The sequence below is a fragment of the Aminobacter sp. LjRoot7 genome, assembly GCF_964252895.1.
Taxonomy (GTDB): Bacteria; Pseudomonadota; Alphaproteobacteria; order Rhizobiales; family Rhizobiaceae; genus Aminobacter; species Aminobacter aminovorans_B.
The window spans coordinates 39,786-55,776 of sequence record NZ_CAXUPX020000005.1; the positions used below are offsets into that span (position 1 = coordinate 39,786).

Annotated in this window: 18 protein-coding genes; 13 read left to right on the top strand and 5 right to left on the bottom strand. The window is 64.3% G+C overall.

The genetic code is table 11. The features are described 5' to 3' along the window. The first annotated feature begins 35 nt into the window (after positions 1–35). Complete coding sequence (locus tag ACSQ3E_RS15635) at positions 36–827, top strand: YiiX/YebB-like N1pC/P60 family cysteine hydrolase (RefSeq protein ID WP_436123410.1); 792 nt, start codon at positions 36–38, stop codon at positions 825–827. A 124-nt stretch (positions 828–951) separates the two neighbouring features. Then, the gene (locus ACSQ3E_RS15640) at positions 952–2,280 is read left to right on the top strand and encodes a calcium-binding protein (protein WP_310319775.1); all 1,329 of its coding nucleotides are present in this window, start codon (positions 952–954) and stop codon (positions 2,278–2,280) included. A gap of 41 nt (positions 2,281–2,321) precedes the next feature. On the opposite strand, the gene ACSQ3E_RS15645 is transcribed toward ACSQ3E_RS15640, so the two are convergent. Next, positions 2,322–2,519: a hypothetical protein gene (locus tag ACSQ3E_RS15645; protein WP_192567143.1), complete on the bottom strand. Its 198-nt coding sequence runs from the start codon at positions 2,517–2,519 to the stop codon at positions 2,322–2,324. 23 nt (positions 2,520–2,542) lie between these two features. Further along, positions 2,543–3,613, bottom strand: a complete 1,071-nt coding sequence (gene hrcA, locus ACSQ3E_RS15650) for a heat-inducible transcriptional repressor HrcA (RefSeq protein ID WP_115733499.1) — start codon at positions 3,611–3,613, stop codon at positions 2,543–2,545. Positions 3,614–3,762: 149 nt separating this feature from the next. Here hrcA and rph point away from each other — a divergent pair, with 149 nt between their 5' ends. From rph to ACSQ3E_RS15675, 5 genes are read left to right on the top strand one after another with little or no spacing between them, the layout of a single operon-like run. Beyond that, positions 3,763–4,479 (top strand): ribonuclease PH, encoded by a 717-nt coding sequence (gene rph, locus ACSQ3E_RS15655; RefSeq protein ID WP_310319778.1) that lies wholly within the window; start codon positions 3,763–3,765, stop codon positions 4,477–4,479. Positions 4,480–4,489: 10 nt separating this feature from the next. Continuing rightward, on the top strand, positions 4,490–4,900 hold the full coding sequence (locus tag ACSQ3E_RS15660) for a VOC family protein (protein WP_436123411.1): 411 nt from the start codon (positions 4,490–4,492) through the stop codon (positions 4,898–4,900). Further along, positions 4,900–5,547 carry an RdgB/HAM1 family non-canonical purine NTP pyrophosphatase gene (rdgB, locus tag ACSQ3E_RS15665; protein ID WP_310319784.1) on the top strand — a complete coding sequence of 216 codons (648 nt, stop codon included), beginning with the start codon at positions 4,900–4,902 and terminating at the stop codon, positions 5,545–5,547. The genes ACSQ3E_RS15660 and rdgB overlap by 1 nt, the downstream gene beginning before the upstream one ends. Further along, positions 5,547–6,713 carry a radical SAM family heme chaperone HemW gene (gene hemW, locus ACSQ3E_RS15670; RefSeq protein ID WP_436123412.1) on the top strand — a complete coding sequence of 389 codons (1,167 nt, stop codon included), beginning with the start codon at positions 5,547–5,549 and terminating at the stop codon, positions 6,711–6,713. The genes rdgB and hemW overlap by 1 nt, the downstream gene beginning before the upstream one ends. 12 nt (positions 6,714–6,725) lie before the next feature. Beyond that, positions 6,726–7,046, top strand: a complete 321-nt coding sequence (locus ACSQ3E_RS15675; RefSeq protein WP_310319787.1) for a low molecular weight protein tyrosine phosphatase family protein — start codon at positions 6,726–6,728, stop codon at positions 7,044–7,046. 546 nt (positions 7,047–7,592) lie between these two features. On the opposite strand, the gene ACSQ3E_RS15680 is transcribed toward ACSQ3E_RS15675, so the two are convergent. After that, entirely contained in the window at positions 7,593–8,066 is a 474-nt protein-coding gene (locus ACSQ3E_RS15680; protein WP_436123413.1) for a GNAT family N-acetyltransferase, read from the bottom strand. 92 nt (positions 8,067–8,158) lie between these two features. On the opposite strand from ACSQ3E_RS15680, the gene ACSQ3E_RS15685 reads away from it, so the two are divergent. The 4 genes from ACSQ3E_RS15685 to ACSQ3E_RS15700 all read left to right on the top strand — a co-directional run bounded on the left by ACSQ3E_RS15685 (position 8,159) and on the right by ACSQ3E_RS15700 (position 10,428). Further along, positions 8,159–8,596 (top strand): EamA family transporter, encoded by a 438-nt coding sequence (locus tag ACSQ3E_RS15685; protein WP_310319794.1) that lies wholly within the window; start codon positions 8,159–8,161, stop codon positions 8,594–8,596. Positions 8,597–8,812: 216 nt separating this feature from the next. After that, a complete protein-coding gene (gene rsmI, locus ACSQ3E_RS15690) occupies positions 8,813–9,712 on the top strand; it encodes a 16S rRNA (cytidine(1402)-2'-O)-methyltransferase (RefSeq protein ID WP_436123414.1) in 900 nt (299 codons plus the stop codon). Further along, a complete protein-coding gene (locus ACSQ3E_RS15695; protein ID WP_436123415.1) occupies positions 9,705–10,076 on the top strand; it encodes a YraN family protein in 372 nt (123 codons plus the stop codon). Before rsmI ends, ACSQ3E_RS15695 begins: the two co-directional genes overlap by 8 nt. A gap of 121 nt (positions 10,077–10,197) precedes the next feature. Beyond that, positions 10,198–10,428, top strand: a complete 231-nt coding sequence (locus tag ACSQ3E_RS15700; RefSeq protein ID WP_436123416.1) for a DUF3297 family protein — start codon at positions 10,198–10,200, stop codon at positions 10,426–10,428. 167 nt (positions 10,429–10,595) lie between these two features. Here ACSQ3E_RS15700 and ACSQ3E_RS15705 read toward each other — a convergent pair whose 3' ends face one another. Both ACSQ3E_RS15705 and ACSQ3E_RS15710 read right to left on the bottom strand, forming a co-directional pair. Then, positions 10,596–10,874 carry an acylphosphatase gene (locus ACSQ3E_RS15705; protein ID WP_436123417.1) on the bottom strand — a complete coding sequence of 93 codons (279 nt, stop codon included), beginning with the start codon at positions 10,872–10,874 and terminating at the stop codon, positions 10,596–10,598. 181 nt (positions 10,875–11,055) lie between these two features. Beyond that, positions 11,056–12,426 (bottom strand): cytochrome P450, encoded by a 1,371-nt coding sequence (locus ACSQ3E_RS15710; RefSeq protein WP_436123418.1) that lies wholly within the window; start codon positions 12,424–12,426, stop codon positions 11,056–11,058. A gap of 240 nt (positions 12,427–12,666) precedes the next feature. Here ACSQ3E_RS15710 and ACSQ3E_RS15715 point away from each other — a divergent pair, with 240 nt between their 5' ends. Then, positions 12,667–13,236: an NADPH-dependent FMN reductase gene (locus tag ACSQ3E_RS15715; protein ID WP_436123419.1), complete on the top strand. Its 570-nt coding sequence runs from the start codon at positions 12,667–12,669 to the stop codon at positions 13,234–13,236. A 274-nt stretch (positions 13,237–13,510) separates the two neighbouring features. After that, on the top strand, positions 13,511–15,958 hold the full coding sequence (gene gyrB / locus ACSQ3E_RS15720; RefSeq protein WP_310319815.1) for a DNA topoisomerase (ATP-hydrolyzing) subunit B: 2,448 nt from the start codon (positions 13,511–13,513) through the stop codon (positions 15,956–15,958). Positions 15,959–15,991: the final 33 nt, after the last annotated feature.

Here is a 15,991-nt window from a genome sequence, read left to right on the forward strand (position 1 = left end):
ATCGCCGGCCCGGCTCATGTTACGTCCTGTGCGTCATGACGCAAAAGACCGACACCCTGCTCGACCGCCTCGGCCGTTGGCTCGCCGCCCGGCTGCAGGTCGAATCGTCCGGCTACGAGCCCTACACACCTTCGGACCCCGACACGCTGCGCCGGACGCTGGAACCCGGCGATATCCTTCTGATCGAAGGCAACCAGCGGATTTCGGCCGTCATCAAGTACCTGACGCAGTCGACCTGGTCGCATTCCGCACTCTACATCGGCGACGCGCTGCCGGAGCCGGAAGACGGCTCGGAGCGGCCGCGGCTGATCGAGGTCAATCTCGGCGAAGGCTGTGTCGCCGTGCCACTGTCGAAATACCGCACCTACAACACCCGCATCTGCCGGGCCAACGGCCTCTCGCCCGAGGATCGCGACCATGTCGTAAGGTTCATGGTGCAGCGGCTCGGCCTGAAATACGACCTCAAGAACATCACCGACATGCTGCGCTATTTCATCCCGCGGCCGCCGGTGCCGGTGCGCTGGCGCCGCCGCATGCTGGCCTTCGGCTCGGGCGACCCGACACGCGCCATCTGCTCGACGATGATCGCTGAGGCCTATGGCGAGATCCGCTATCCGATCCTGCCCGAGATCACCCGCGCGCCCGGCCGCGCCTCGGCGCAGTCGACCTACATGCGCCAGGAGATCATGCACATCCGCCATCACTCGCTGTACACGCCGCGCGACTTCGATCTGTCACCCTATTTCCGCATCGTCAAACCAACGCTGGAATACGGCTTCGACTACCGGCAAGTGACTTGGGGCGAACAAGACAGGGCCAAGGGATAATACTAAAAAGCTACTGCGAATATACTTTTAAAATATTCGCGACGGCGAATTTTTCATTTTCCATTAGCCTTTGCAGATCATGATTCCGGGATTGCGGTAGGTCCTTCCCGGAATTTGGACAGCGATGAAGATTTACAATCCAACGGTTTCCTACACGTCCGTTTCGGTCAATCTGCTGCAGCAGCTCAACGCGCGTGGCGGGTACCCAGCCGGCACCGACGCGCCAAAGAGCCAATCGCTTCCCGGCCTGAAGTTCGCCCCAAGTGCTGCGGCGTCCGCGATCATGCGCATCCTCATGGGGTCGGAAGGCGTCACGGCTTCCGCAAATTCGACCGGCAACTCGCTTCGGATGGAGATCGAGCGCTACACCCACGGGGAAAACGACCATATCACGCAGGTCAGGGCGGCTGGTTCGGGCGATGTTGATCTGGCGGTTGTGTCGTCGCGCAAGGAAAGCATCTCCGTCGTTACGGCGGGAGGCAATGACATTATCCAGGTCGTTGGAAACCGGGTGAGCGGCGTGTCCGGGGAGCGAGGCAACGACCATATCCAGATCGTTGGCCTCGCAAGCAAAAAGCTCGACGACCACACCGTCGGATTTGTCAGCGGCGATGACGGCAACGACACCATCGCTATCGCAAGCCGAGGCGAAGTGGATGTCGTAGAGGGCGGTGACGGAAATGACGCCATTGCCATCACAGCTCAGGGCGACGTGGACCGCGTCAGTGGCGGTGACGGTAACGACGCCATCGCCATTTCCACCGCCGGCTACGTTCTGCGTCTCGAGGGCGGAGATGGAAACGACGCCATTGCCATTGCCGCGGGCCGGGACGTTAACCTGATCGATGGCGGCGATGGGCGCGATACGATCGCCGTTTCCGCCAAGGGCAGTGTGTCCATGCTTGACGGGGGTGACGGCGACGACGTCATCAGCATCAGCGCCGACGATACCAGCTTGATCGATGGCGGCGACGGCAACGACACCATTAGCGTCACCGCCAAGTGGCAAGCATTTGCAAGCGGCGGCGACGGCAACGACGTGCTGAGCCTTTCCGGCCGAGAGGTGAGAGCTGGTGGGGGCGACGGCAATGATACCCTGCAGCTATCCGGCCACGACCTGATGGCAGTTGGCGGGACGGGCAACGACCGGATCAAGCTCGACAGCACGTCCGGCCAGGTCGCAACCCTGAGGATGGCGGAAGGTGACGGCAACGATGTCGTCGAGAGCAATACTTCACTGAACATTGCCCGCTACAGCAGCGACGGCACGGCTCGCCTTGATCCCGCGAATGCCACGCTTGCCCACAATGACGACGGCACCGTCACGGTCAGCTTCGAGGGCAGCAGCGACAGCGTGACCGTCAAGTTCACCGGCGCCATGGCCGGCCACGAGATCGGCATGCGCATCGAGAACGGTAATCTGGTAGTTGGCCCGGCGAACGGCCAGTCGTAACGAACGGACGTTCGGCGAACAGCCTGGCCCGAGCGCTGGGCTCAATCTTCCTGTTCGGAAAAATCGTCGTCGAGACGCTTTTCGAGGTCGACGAGGTCCTTGGGCAGCGGCAGGCCCTGGGCGCGCAGTTCGCTCAGCTTCTCGCGCAGCTGTTCCTGCAATTCGTGCGAGTCCTCGGGCTGGTTGACCATTTCCTGGAGCAGGACCGCTATCTGGGCCTTGATCTGTTCGAGCGCCATGGTCGGTCCTCCGTGGTTTCAACTCACCTCAGCATGCGCGAAATCAGCTGCGCCGTATAGTCGACCATCGGCACGATGCGGGCATAGTTGAGCCGGGTCGGGCCGATGACGCCGAGCGCGCCAACGACGCGGGCGTCCTTGTCGCGGTAGGGCGCGACGACCAGCGACGAGCCGGACAGCGAAAACAGCCGGTTTTCCGAGCCGATGAAGATGCGCACGCCCGAGCCTTCCTCGGCAAGGTCGAGCAACTGGATCAGCCCGTCCTGGGTTTCCATGTCCTCGAACAGGTGCTTGAGCAGCTCTATGTCGGCCTGGGCGGTGACGTTTTCGAGCAAATTGGCGCGGCCACGCACGATGAGGCGCGCCGGCAGGCCGCTTTCGGCACCGGCCCAGACGGCAAGGCCCTTTTCGACGAGATCCTGCGACAGCGTGTCGAGCGCTGCCTTGGTCTCGTCCTTGATGCGGGCGATCTCGAGCCGGGCTTCGGCCAGCGTGCGGCCACGGATATGAGCGTTGAGGAAGTTGGAGGCCTCGTGCAGCTGGGAGACGGTGACGCCGAGCGGCAGTTCGACGACGCGGTTTTCGACGTCGCCGTTCTGCGACACCAGCACGGCGAGTGCCTTTGTCGGTTCGAGCTGGATGAACTCGATGTGCTTGAGGGCGACCTCGTTCTTGGCGGCAAGCACGAGGCCCGCACCGCGCGACATGCCCGACAGCATCTGGCTCGCCTCGGTCAGCATGTGCTCGAGCGTGGCGCCCTCGCCCGAAGCCTTGACCTGGGCTTCGATGACCCGACGTTCGTCGTCGGACAGGTCGCCTAGTTCCATGAAGGCATCGACGAAGAAGCGCAGGCCCTTCTGCGTCGGCAGGCGACCGGCGGAGATATGCGGGGCGTAGACCAGTCCGAGATGTTCGAGGTCGCTCATGACGTTGCGCACGGTGGCCGGCGACAGCGATGACGGCAGCATGCGCGACAGGTTGCGCGAACCCACGGGCTCGCCATCCCTGAGGTAGGAATCGACGATGCGCCGGAAGATGTCACGCGACCGCATGTCGAGCGATTGCAGCGTGGGATCGGGTACCGCTTTGGTCATCTGCTTCATGGTCTCCGTCCAAAATGATATAGACCGCGTGGCCGCGAACACAACAGCTCCAGCGGCGGAACCGGTTTTCCTTTGCGCTGGTCCTGCCATGGAGCTACAAGCCGGCAACAATTTCCGATTTCGCCATAGAAAGTAGCCGTATGCGCCCCTCCAAACGCCAGTTCGACGAAATGCGCGCCATCTCCTTCGAGCGCAACATCTCCAAGCACGCCGAAGGCTCGTGCCTGGTCAAGTTCGGCGACACCCATGTTTTGTGCGCGGCGAGCCTGGAAGAAAAGGTGCCTGGTTGGATGCGCAACACCGGCAAGGGCTGGGTGACGGCGGAATACGGCATGCTGCCGCGTTCGACCGGCGAGCGCATGCGCCGCGAGGCCTCTTCTGGCAAGCAGGGCGGACGCACGCTGGAAATCCAGCGCCTGATCGGCCGCAGCTTGCGCGCCGTCGTCGACATGGGCGCGCTCGGCGAACGCCAGATCACCGTCGACTGCGACGTGATCCAGGCCGATGGCGGCACTCGCACGGCCTCGATCACCGGTGCGTGGATTGCGCTTTACGACTGCCTGCGCTGGATGGAAGCGCGCCAGATGGTCAGCGTCGAAAAGGTGCTAAAGGACCATGTCGCGGCGATTTCCTGCGGCATCCATGACGGCCAGCCGGTCATCGACCTCGACTATCTCGAAGACTCCTCGGCCGGCACCGACGCCAATTTCGTCATGACCGGCAAGGGCGGGATCGTCGAGATCCAGGGCACTGCCGAAGGCACGCCGTTCTCCGAGGAAGAGTTCCTGCAGTTGATGGGCCTCGCCCGCAAGGGCATTGCGCGTCTGGTCGACCTGCAGAAGATGGCGGTGGGCTGAGGCATTCGCCATGCGGCCCTCGGCGATCCTCGAATCCGCGCTCTACGTCACCGACCTCGATGCCGCAGAAGCGTTCTACGGCGAGGTGATGGGGCTGGAGCGGATCGCCAAGGTGCCAGGGCGGCATGTGTTCTTCCGCTGCGGCCAGGGCGTGCTGCTCCTGTTCAACGCGGAGGCGACACGTCAGCCGCCCAAGCCCGATGCCAGGCTGCCGGTGCCGCCGCATGGCACATCGGGCCCGGGGCATCTGTGCTTTGCCGGCACGGCTGAGGAAGTCGAGAACTGGAAGTCGCGGCTCGAAGGCGAAGGCATCGCCATCGAAGCCGATTTCGAATGGCCTAATGGCGGCCGTTCCATCTATTTCCGCGATCCGTCGGGCAATTCGCTTGAGATCGCCGAGCCGAAAATATGGGGCCTTTGATGCGCAAGCTTGCCGACAATGAGATCGTGATCGCCAGCCACAATGCCGGCAAGCTGCGTGAGTTCGCCGACCTGATGGCACCGTTCGGCATCGGCGCCAAATCGGCCAAGGAATACGGCCTGCCCGAACCCGACGAGACCGGCACGACCTTCGAGGAAAACGCCTACATCAAGGCGCTTGCCGCGGCGACCGCGACCGGCCTGCCGGCGATGTCGGACGATTCCGGGCTGGTGGTCGACGCACTCGACGGCGCACCGGGCGTCTACACCGCCAACTGGGCCGAAAAGGAAGACGGCACGCGCGACTTCGCCATGGCGATGCAGCGCACCGAAGACGCGCTGCAGGAGCGCGGCGCCAAGGTGGCCGAGCAGCGTACCGGCCGCTTCGTCGCCGTCATTTGCCTGGCATGGCCCGACGGGCACGCCGAGTACTTCCGTGGCGAGGCCGAGGGAAATCTGGTCTGGCCGCCGCGCGGCGAAAAGGGCTTTGGCTACGACCCGGTGTTTTTGCCGGAAGGCTTCGACAAGACCTTTGGCGAGATGAGTGCCGAGGAAAAGCATGGCTGGAAGCCGGGCCAGGCCGACGCGCTGTCGCACCGGGCGCGCGCCTTCCAGAAATTCGCCCGCGCCATGCTCGGTTCGGCCTGATGGCATTTGCGTCGCTCAGCCGCGACCCCGGCTTCGGCGTCTATGTGCACTGGCCGTTCTGCGCGGCCAAATGCCCTTACTGCGACTTCAACAGCCATGTCCGCCACCAGCCGGTGGACCAGGAACGCTTTGCGCGTGCCTTTGCCACCGAGCTCGCAAACATGCGTGCCCGCACCGGGCCGCGCGAGGTGACGAGCGTGTTCCTCGGCGGCGGCACGCCGTCGCTGATGCGGCCCGAAACCGTGGGCGCCGTGCTGGAGGCCATCGCCGCCAACTGGACGATCGCCGACAACGCCGAAATCACGCTCGAGGCGAACCCGTCTTCGGTGGAGGCCGAGCGTTTCCGCGGCTATCGCGCGGCCGGCGTCAACCGCGTGTCGTTGGGCGTGCAGGCGCTGAACGATGCCGACCTGCGCTTTCTCGGACGGCTGCACAATGTCGAGGAGGCGCTGCATGCCATCGGGCTTGCGCGCGAAATCTTCCCGCGCCTGTCGTTCGACCTGATTTATGCCCGGCCGGGCCAGCAACCTGATGCCTGGGCGGCGGAGCTGAAGCAGGCGATCGGCTATGCCGTCGACCATCTGTCGCTGTACCAACTGACCATTGAAGAGGGCACGCGCTTCTTCCAGCTCTACAATGCCGGCAAATTCGAGATCCCCGACGGCGAGCATGCGGCGGAGCTCTATGCGATCACGCAAGAGGTGACGGCGGCGCATGGCCTGCCGGCCTACGAGATTTCCAATCACGCCAAACCAGGCGCCGAGAGCCGGCATAACCTGACCTACTGGCGCTATGGCGAATATGTCGGCGTCGGCCCCGGCGCGCATGGGCGCTTCCTGGAAGAAGGCACGCGCATCGTCACCATCGCCGAGAAGCTGCCGGAACGCTGGGTCGAGCTGGTCGAGCAACAGGGCCACGGGGTCGTGGGCGGCGAGACGCTGAACCGCTCCGAAGAGGCCGACGAGTTCCTGCTGATGGGTCTCAGGCTCGTCGAGGGCATCGACCTCGCCCGCTACGAGCAGCTTTCCGGCAAGTCGCTGTCTTCGGCGCGGCTGTCGATCCTGCAGGGCGAAGGGCTGGTGGCGCCGATCGGCAATTCACGCCTGCGCGCCACGCCGGAGGGCATGATCGTGCTCGACGCGGTTGTTGCGGATCTGGCGCGGTAGGCGGAGACCGCGGTGAAGAACGTGCTCTTCGTCTGCAGCCAGAACAAGTTGCGCAGCCCGACTGCCGAGCAGGTGTTTGCCACTCGCAGCGACATCGAAGTCGACTCCGCCGGGACCAACCACGACGCCGAGAACCCACTGACCTCTGAACTGGTGGCTTGGGCCGACATCATCTTCGTGATGGAGAAGACCCACCGCGCCAAGCTGCAGAAGAAGTTTGCCAAGGCGCTGAAGGCGCGCGTCATCTGCCTCGACATTCCCGACGACTACGACTTCATGGACCCGGCGCTGATAGCGCTGCTGGAAGAGCGGGTGCCGAGGCACCTGCGCTGACTTGTCGACGCCCGAGCAGATCTGCTGAACCGCCCAGGCCGACACAGATGGCGGTGACGGACCGCGCGGACCAACCCAGACGCATAGTCCAAAACGGTTCGCGATCAGCTGGCGCGTTGGCGACCACCGTAGTCGAGTGCAGCATTTTGACCTCAGCGGCAGCTGCAACTTCACGGCATGGATCCCCGGGTCTCCGCAGTCGCTTCGCTCCTGCTCCGCCCGAGGATGACGAGGGGAAGGGGCGCCGCCGCTAATCACAAACGCAGCGGTTGGAAAATCGCTAGAGCCAGCGAAAATGTCGGCGGATGCGCTGCCGTGGGCGATTGGCGGAAGACCCCACAGCTTCGTCATCCTCGGGCGGAGCAGGAGCGAAGCGACTGCGGAGACCCGGGGATCCATGCCGTGACAGAACGGCCGGCCTCGACGGCTCAGGATGCTCTTGCATCCATCGCCGTCCAGACAGCGGCTGTCCTTCAGCGCGGCACCGACAGCAACGAAGACACTAGTGTCATACCCGCGCGTGGCGCCGGCATGACGTCCTCTCCGTCAAACCTTCCGCCGCATCGAAAACACGTTGGTTCCTTCGACATCTTCCTCGATCTTCTGCCAGCCCATGCCTTCGTAGTAGGCCGTCAGGCGGGGCTTGGCGCAGAGATAGACAGTCTCGAAGCCTTGCTTGAACGCGGCCTCGGCCGCTGCACGCGCAAGTGCTGCGCCGAGGCCGGACTTGCGCGCAACCTCATCGACCCACAACGCCGCCACCCACGGTGAATATTGCGGGCGCGATTCGAGATCTTTGTCGATCAGGTGGGCAGTGCCGAGGAAGGTGTCGCCATCATGGGCGACGAACGCCATGGGCAGGCCGGTCGAGGTGAAATTCTCGTCGACTAGGCCCCTGATGAAAGCAAGCTCGTGGCCGTCTGCGCGCCACCAGGCATTCCAGATGCGGTCGGCGACGTCGCCGGCGAATTCCGGCCTGTCGCGAAGATCGGAGATGGAATAGGTCTTGTGCGTCGCCATGGTGTCAGCCTGATTTCGAAGATTACAGGCGCCCGTTACAGCATGGGCAAGCAACGATCCAGCATCCAATAGATCAGAACAACGGAGCCAACATGAACACCGCATTCGCATCCTGGCAGTTCTGGGCAGTGCTTTCGGCCGTCTTTGCGGCGCTGACGGCGATCTTCGCCAAGGTCGGCATCGAGAACGTCAACTCGGATTTCGCCACGCTGATCAGGACCGTCGTGATCCTCCTGGTGCTGGCGGGCATCGTGGCCGCCACCGGGCAGGCGCAGGCGCTGGGGTCGATTTCGGGGAAGACCTATGCCTTCCTGGTCCTGTCGGGGCTGGCTACGGGGGCGTCGTGGCTGTGCTACTTCCGCGCGCTGAAGCTCGGAAACGCGGCGCAGGTGGCGCCGATCGACAAGCTAAGCGTCGTTCTTGTCGCGGTGTTTGGCGTCATTTTCCTTGGCGAGCGACTTGGCACGGCGAACTGGCTCGGCGTCGCGCTGATCGCGGCGGGCGCGGTGCTGGTCGCCTACAAGGCGTGAGGGCGGGGCAGCCTTGGTGGCGGCGTCAAGGCGGGAGATGAAAGCGTCGAAGCGATGGGGCATGGCCGGTACGATTGCCTCTGTTCACGAATCGCTATGTTCCGATCCGCGGCGGCGATTTGCTTCCCGCACTGTGGCAAAGCCATGGCAGAATCGATCACATCCTTTTGCAAGCCAGACCGGACCATGCCAAGGAAGGATTGAAAGCGAGGCGGCGTGCAGAACAACGAAAACAAGCGGGTCTATGTCATCGGCCAGACCGAGATTGCAGCACGGCCGCTTGTGCCCGCGCTCTATCTGGTGGCGACGCCGATCGGCAATTTGGGCGACATCACGCTGCGCGCGCTGGAGACGCTGGCCGGCGCCGACCATGTCGCCTGCGAGGACACCCGGGTGACGCGCGTCTTGCTCGATCGCTACGGTATCCGCCAGCGGCCGACCGCCTATCACGAACACAATGCCAGCGAAGCCGGGCCGCGGCTGATCGAAGCGCTGGAGAACGGGCGCAGCGTGGCACTGGTGTCGGACGCCGGCACGCCGCTGGTCTCGGACCCCGGCTTCCGCCTCGTCGGACAGGCGCAAGAGCGCGGCATCCGCGTCGTGCCGATCCCCGGCGCGTCGGCGGTGCTGGCCGCGCTGACCGCCTCGGGGCTGCCCTCGGATGCGTTTTTCTTCGCCGGCTTCCTGCCGGTCAAGGACGGGCAGAAGCGGACGCGGCTCGAAGAGGTCAGGGCCGTGCCGGGAACGCTGATCTTTTTCGAATCGCCACGCCGGCTGGCCGATACGCTCGAAGCCATGGCCGACGTTCTCGGCGCGCGCCAGGCGGCGATCGGGCGCGAACTGACCAAGGCCTTCGAGGAAATCCGCACCGGCACGCTGTCCGAGCTCGCCGTGCATTATGCCGAGGCCGACACGCCGAAGGGCGAGATCGTCATCTGCGTGGCGCCACCCGAGGAGCGGACCGAGACGGCCGACGATGTCGACAAGCTTTTGCTGTCGCTGGCCAAGGAAATGCCGGCATCGAAGGCGGCGGCGGAAGCCGCGCGCATGACAGGCGGGCAGAAGCCTGCGCTCTATCGCCGGCTGCTGGAGCTCCGGGAAGGGTCCGGTGACTGACCGGCTCGCCCGGCAGAAAGCACAAAGCCGTGGCCACCGCGGCGAATGGCTGGCCGCGCTCGCGCTGATGCTCAAGGGCTACCGGATCGTTACCCGGCGCTACAAGACCAAGCTCGGCGAGATCGACCTGATTGCGCGTCGCGGCGATCTGGTGCTGATCGTCGAGGTGAAGGTGCGGAAAACACTGGTCGAGGCGATGGAGGCCGTCGGCTACGGTTCCGAGCGCCGCATCGAGGGCGCCGCCGACCTGTGGCTGGCGCGGCAGCCCGATTACGGAAAACTTTCGGTGCGCTTCGACATGGTGGCGGTGCTGCCACGGCGCTGGCCGGTGCATGTCGAGAACGCCTTTCAGGGCCGGAACTGAGCATCGAGCGCCCCGTTAGGCCTTTACGCCTGCGGCCAATGCCCTTAACAGGCCTCGCAAAGCCCGCGCTGCGGGCAATCGAGGTTCGCGCCTGAGGGCGCCCGATTTACTGGAGATGGCAATGACCCTTCCCGACCGCCTGAGCAACGACCCGCGCAGCCCCTTTTTCAACGCCGAGGCGCTGCAGGCAGGTGTCGGGATCCTGTTCAACGGCAAGGAGCGCCAGGACGTCAGCGAGTATTGCGTCAGCGAAGGCTGGATCCGCGTGCCGGCAGGCAAGTCCAAGGATCGTTACGGCGAGCCGATCACGATCAAGCTCAAGGGTATGGTCGAGGCGTTCCCGAAGCCCTGATGCTGATGCGCTAGGCCCGCGTGGGTCAGCGCCGATAAGCACCTCCACTCCGGTTCGCTGCGCGAACCACCTCTCCCCCTGTCCGGAGGAGAGGAAGCTATAGTCGTCACTGCCGCTGCCCACTAGCAGCGGGGCATAGGGCGCGAACGCGACCTGACGTACACTTGTCAGCTGGTGATATCGAAGCCAGCTGGTACAGCCGCCGAATCAGCAGGCTCAGGCACAACACTTCTGACGTCGGCACCGGGCGGCCCTTGCCAGCATGCCTCGAGCATCGAGGCGACCGCTTCCTTCGAACCTGAAATCAGTGTGCTGACGGAGCCGTCACGCTCGTTGCGGACCCAGCCATTCAGGCCAAGGCGCTTAGCTTCGCGCTGTGTCCAGACGCGGAAGCTAACGCCCTGAACGCGGCCGGTGATGCGGACGAGAAGCGCGCGGTCGCTCATCTTTGCCTCCCTTTGATGGCCCTGGGTTTCCCCTCCCCCCTTGTGGGGAGGGGTTAGGGGTGGGGGTGCCTCTGGCACCGCATCGCTCTACGACTACCCCCACCCGGTATCCCTCCCCACAAGGGGAGGCGGCGTTGGCGTCGCGCCTTTCCATCCTTCGACAGGCTCAGGATGAGGCCGCCTAGCGCCTCGTCACCCGCATCGGCAGGCCGCCTTGCGGCTGGGTCGTCAGCTTCTGCACGGGCCATGGCTTGGTTTCGGCGACGGTGTCGAAGCGGAAGCGGGAAAGTAGGATGGCAAGGGCGATGATCGCTTCCTGCATGGCAAAGCTCATGCCGATGCAGACGCGCGGGCCGGCGCCGAAGGGCAGGTACTGGTAGCGGTCGATCTTGTCGCGGTTCTCGGGATGGAATCGCTCGGGCATGAAGGCTTCCGGCCTGTCCCAAAGCTTGCGGTGGCGGTGGACCGTCCAGGGCATGACGAGGACCTGCGCCTTGCGCGGGATCCTGAAGCCCCTGTACTCGTCCTCGGCGATCGGTTCGCGGTTGATCGAGGGCGCTGGCGGGTAAAGCCTGAGCGCCTCCTCGAAGGCGGCGCGGGTGAGCGGCATGGCGTCGAGCCATTTGACCGGATCGGGTGAGCGGGCCAGCACCTCGTCGATCTCCTGTTCGATGCGGTCGCGCTCCCAGGTGGCCTCGGCGAGGCAATAGATCGTCCAGCCGAGCGCCCTCGCCGTGGTCTCGTGGCCGGCGCCGATGAAGGTGATGATGTTGTCCTCGATCTCCTGGCGCGACAGGCCATCGGGGCCTTCGGCGCGCAGCAGGAGCGTCAGGAAATCCTCCGGCGCGCCGTCGGGATCACGCGCCAGCTTCTCGCTGCGCATCGCCACCGTGTCGGTGACGATCTTGCGGAAGTAGGCCATGGTCTTGCGGCCGCGGATGCGGGTGAGGCGCGGCAGCCATTCGGGCGCGCGCAACAGGTCGAGCGGGTCGACACGGCCCATGGTCTCGAACAGCCTGTCGATCTCGTGGGCGAAGCTGCCGGCCTCCCCCGCGATCTCGCCCGAAAACAGTGTCTCGGCCAAGATCTCGTAGGTCAGCATGGTCATGTCGTGGGCGACATCGACGGTGCCTGACACACCGTCGTAGCGTTTGACGAAATCGAGGGTGCGGGCGAGCATCGGCTGGGCGAAGCCGAAGATGTGGCGCGGCGTGAACACAGGCGCCATGGCCTTGCGCGAGCGCTTCCAGACGTCGCCCTCGGCGGTCAGGAGCCCGTCACGCAGGATCGGGCGCAGGATCATCTGGCGCACGGTCGCCATCTTGTAGTTCTTGGCGTTATCGACCAGCACGTGGCGGATGAGGCCGGGATCGTTGGCGATGACCAGCGGCCCGCCGACGCCGTTCACCGAAATCCACGGCTCGTTGTAGGACGGCTCGCCCCACAGTTCGAGCGGGTTGCGGTAGACGATCCGCATCATCTCCAGCGTCGACGGCGGCGTGGTGCGCGGCGTCGGCGCGGGCGGGACGAAGGGTTCGGGTCTCGTGTCCATCAAATCTGCCTCACCCGTCGAATGTAGGCATGGAGAGTGGGCGCGTCCATGCGGCGGAACGGGGCGATGACCTAGATGTGACGTACTTTGTGCATGATCCTTTCCGAAAATCGGCTCCGATTTTCTGGGTCATGCATAGGTCACCAAAAGGTGCCTTCTTGCCACTGGAGGGTTCGGACGACTATGTCCTGCCGGTCACTTTTTGATACCGCCCCCATTATCTGCCCAAGGACTGAAATCTTGAAACACCAGCTCAATATCGTCGTGGCCAGCACCCGTCCCGGCCGCGTCGGACCTGTTTTCGCCCGCTGGCTCGATGTCTATGCGCGCGAGCACGGCAAGTTCGAACCCGTGATCACCGACATCGAGGCCTTCGGCCTGCCGATCTTCGACGAGCCCAGGCACCCGAGGCTTGGCCAGTACGAGAACGAGCACACCAAGAAATGGTCCGAGGCGATCAACGCCGGCGACGCCTTCGTGTTCGTGACGCCGGAGTACAATTTCTTCGCAGCCCCTGCGCTGGTGAACGCCGTCAACTACCTGGCGCGCGAGTGGAACTACAAGCCGGCGGGCTTCCTGAGCTATGGCGGCGTCTCCGCCGGCCTGCGCGCCGTGCAGTCGGAGAAGATGCTTTTGACGACGCTGAAGATCATGCCGATCCCCGAGGCGATCGCGATCCCGGCCTTTGCCCAGCACCTCGACGAGGACGGCGCGTTCAAGGCCAACGATCTGGTCAAGGACAGCGCCAGGACCATGCTTGACGAGTTGCACCGCTGGAGCGAAGCGCTGAAGCCGCTGCGCGCCGCCTGACACGCCCGTGCCGCCCCGGAGCATCATCGGGGCGGCAACCGACCACCTGGAAAGACCTTGCCTGTCCCGACGGTGACAGCGTCGTTTTCACCACCTGCAATCATCGCCCGCACGGTGACTGCGACCGGCCCGCAGGGAGCCCATTATCCCCGCCCAAAAGCCCGGTAAAACTTGGAAAAACCACACTTAACGCCTATATCTTGGGGACCAACGGGCGTGCGATTCGGGGCCGATTTTGCCGCGTCCTCCTGCGGCAGTCAGACGAAAGTTTTTCATGAGCGACCAGTCCGAGAACCTTCCCGGCGCAGAAGCCGAGTACGGCGCAGATTCCATCAAGGTTTTGAAGGGGTTGGACGCCGTCCGCAAGCGCCCAGGCATGTATATCGGCGACACTGACGACGGCTCGGGCCTGCACCACATGGTCTATGAGGTCGTCGACAACGCCATCGACGAGGCGCTGGCCGGCCATGCCACGCTGGTGACGGTGTCGCTCAATCCGGATGGTTCGGTGACCGTGACGGACAACGGCCGCGGGATTCCGACCGATATCCACCCCTCGGAAGGCGTTTCCGCCGCCGAGGTGATCATGACGCAGCTGCATGCCGGCGGTAAGTTCGACCAGAACTCCTACAAGGTTTCGGGCGGCCTGCACGGCGTTGGCGTGTCCGTCGTCAACGCGCTGTCGGTGTGGCTGAAGCTCAGGATCCGCCGCAAGGGCCAGATCCACGAGATGACCTTCAACCACGGCAACGCGGTTGCGCCGCTGAAGGTGGTTGGCGAGGCCGGCGACGAGACCGGCACGGAAGTGACCTTCCTGCCCTCGTCCGACACCTTCACCATGGTGGATTTCGACTACGGCACGCTGGAACACCGCCTGCGCGAGCTGGCCTTCCTGAACTCGGGCGTGCGCATCGTTCTGTCCGACAAGCGCCATGCCGACGTGAAGGTGCAGGAGCTGCTCTATGATGGTGGCCTGATCGAATTCGTCAAGTATCTCGACCGCGCCAAGAAACCGCTGATCGCGGCTCCGATCGCCATCAAGGCGGAACGCGACGGCATCACTGTCGAAGTGGCGATGTGGTGGAACGACAGCTACCACGAGAACGTGCTGGCCTTCACCAACAACATCCCGCAGCGCGACGGCGGCACGCACCTTGCCGGCTTCCGCGGCGCGCTGACGCGCCAGGTGACCGGCTACGCCGAAACCTCGGGCATTTCCAAGAAGGAAAAGGTCTCGATCACCGCCGACGACACCCGCGAGGGCCTGACGGCTGTGCTTTCGGTCAAGGTTCCCGATCCAAAATTCTCGTCGCAGACCAAGGACAAGCTGGTTTCCTCGGAAGTCCGCCCGGTGGTGGAAAGCCTGGTCAACGAAGCACTCGGAACCTGGCTTGAGGAGCATCCCTCCGAGGCCAAGACGCTGATCGCCAAGGTGGTGGAAGCCGCAGCCGCGCGCGAAGCAGCACGCAAGGCGCGCGAGCTGACCCGCCGCAAGGGCGTGCTCGACATCACGTCCTTGCCCGGCAAGCTGGCCGACTGCCAGGAGCGCGACCCGGCGAAATCTGAAATCTTCATCGTCGAGGGTGACTCGGCAGGTGGCTCCGCCAAGAGCGGGCGCTCGCGCCAGAACCAGGCGATCCTGCCGTTGCGCGGCAAGATCCTGAACGTCGAGCGCGCGCGCTTCGACCGCATGCTGTCGTCCGACATGATCGGCACGCTGATTACGGCGCTAGGCACGTCGATCGGCAAGGACGAGTTCAACGCCGACAAGCTGCGCTACCACAAGATCATCATCATGACCGACGCCGACGTCGACGGCGCCCACATCCGTACGCTGCTGTTGACGTTCTTCTTCCGCCAGATGCCGGAGCTGATCGAGCGCGGGCACCTCTATATCGCCCAGCCGCCGCTCTACAAGGTTATGCGCGGCAAGAGCTCGCAATACCTCAAGGACGAGAGCGCTTTCGAGGCGTACCTCGTCGACGTCGGTCTCGACGAGGCCTCGCTGACGCTGGCGTCGGGCGAGGTGCGGACCGGGCAGGACCTGCGCGCAGCAATCGCCGACGCGCTTGGCGTGCGCACGCTGATCGACGGCCTGCATACACGCTATTCGCGGCCGGTGGTCGAGCAGGCGGCAATCGCCGGCGCGCTCAATCCCGACATCTTCAACGATCTCGGTCGCGCCAAGGCGATGGCCGAAACCATCGCCCAACGCCTCGACCTGATCTCCGAGGACATCGAGCGCGGCTGGACCGGGGAGATCGCGACCAGCAATGACGGCTCGGGCGGCTATGTGTTCGAGCGCACACTGCGCAGCGTCAAGGAAAGCATCCATCTCGACATGGCGCTGATCAACTCGGCGGACGCGCGAGCACTCGACCGTTATGCCGGCCGCCTGACCGAGCTTTATGCCCAGCCGCCGGTGCTGCGCCGCAAGGATAATTCCGAGACACTGGCAGGTCCGCTGGCGCTGCTGGGCGCGGTGTTTGCCTCGGGCCGCAAGGGCCTGACCATGCAGCGCTACAAGGGCCTTGGCGAAATGAACGCCGAGCAGCTGTGGGAAACGACGCTCGACCCGAACGTGCGCTCGCTGCTGCAGGTCAAGGTCAACGACGCCACCGACGCCGACGCGCTGTTTGCCCGCCTGATGGGCGACGAAGTGGAGCCGCGCCGCGACTTCATCCAGGAAAACGCGCTGAGCGTGGCAAACTTGGACGTCTGATCCCTGCGGGTTCTACGCTTGATGTTTCGCCCC

Bases quoted from the DNA above. Each gene is read 5' to 3' on its own strand.
- rdgB (WP_310319784.1), top strand. From the start codon at position 4,900: ATGCGCAAGCTTGCCGACAATGAGATCGTGATCGCCAGCCACAATGCC.
- ACSQ3E_RS15705 (WP_436123417.1), bottom strand. From the start codon at position 10,874: ATGAGCGACCGCGCGCTTCTCGTCCGCATCACCGGCCGCGTTCAGGGC.
- ACSQ3E_RS15700 (WP_436123416.1), top strand. From the start codon at position 10,198: ATGACCCTTCCCGACCGCCTGAGCAACGACCCGCGCAGCCCCTTTTTC.
- ACSQ3E_RS15640 (WP_310319775.1), top strand. From the start codon at position 952: ATGAAGATTTACAATCCAACGGTTTCCTACACGTCCGTTTCGGTCAAT.
- ACSQ3E_RS15685 (WP_310319794.1), top strand. From the start codon at position 8,159: ATGAACACCGCATTCGCATCCTGGCAGTTCTGGGCAGTGCTTTCGGCC.
- gyrB (WP_310319815.1), top strand. From the start codon at position 13,511: ATGAGCGACCAGTCCGAGAACCTTCCCGGCGCAGAAGCCGAGTACGGC.
- ACSQ3E_RS15645 (WP_192567143.1), bottom strand. From the start codon at position 2,519: ATGGCGCTCGAACAGATCAAGGCCCAGATAGCGGTCCTGCTCCAGGAA.
- hrcA (WP_115733499.1), bottom strand. From the start codon at position 3,613: ATGACCAAAGCGGTACCCGATCCCACGCTGCAATCGCTCGACATGCGG.
- hemW (WP_436123412.1), top strand. From the start codon at position 5,547: ATGGCATTTGCGTCGCTCAGCCGCGACCCCGGCTTCGGCGTCTATGTG.
- rph (WP_310319778.1), top strand. From the start codon at position 3,763: ATGCGCCCCTCCAAACGCCAGTTCGACGAAATGCGCGCCATCTCCTTC.
- ACSQ3E_RS15680 (WP_436123413.1), bottom strand. From the start codon at position 8,066: ATGGCGACGCACAAGACCTATTCCATCTCCGATCTTCGCGACAGGCCG.
- ACSQ3E_RS15635 (WP_436123410.1), top strand. From the start codon at position 36: ATGACGCAAAAGACCGACACCCTGCTCGACCGCCTCGGCCGTTGGCTC.
- ACSQ3E_RS15710 (WP_436123418.1), bottom strand. From the start codon at position 12,426: ATGGACACGAGACCCGAACCCTTCGTCCCGCCCGCGCCGACGCCGCGC.
- ACSQ3E_RS15660 (WP_436123411.1), top strand. From the start codon at position 4,490: ATGCGGCCCTCGGCGATCCTCGAATCCGCGCTCTACGTCACCGACCTC.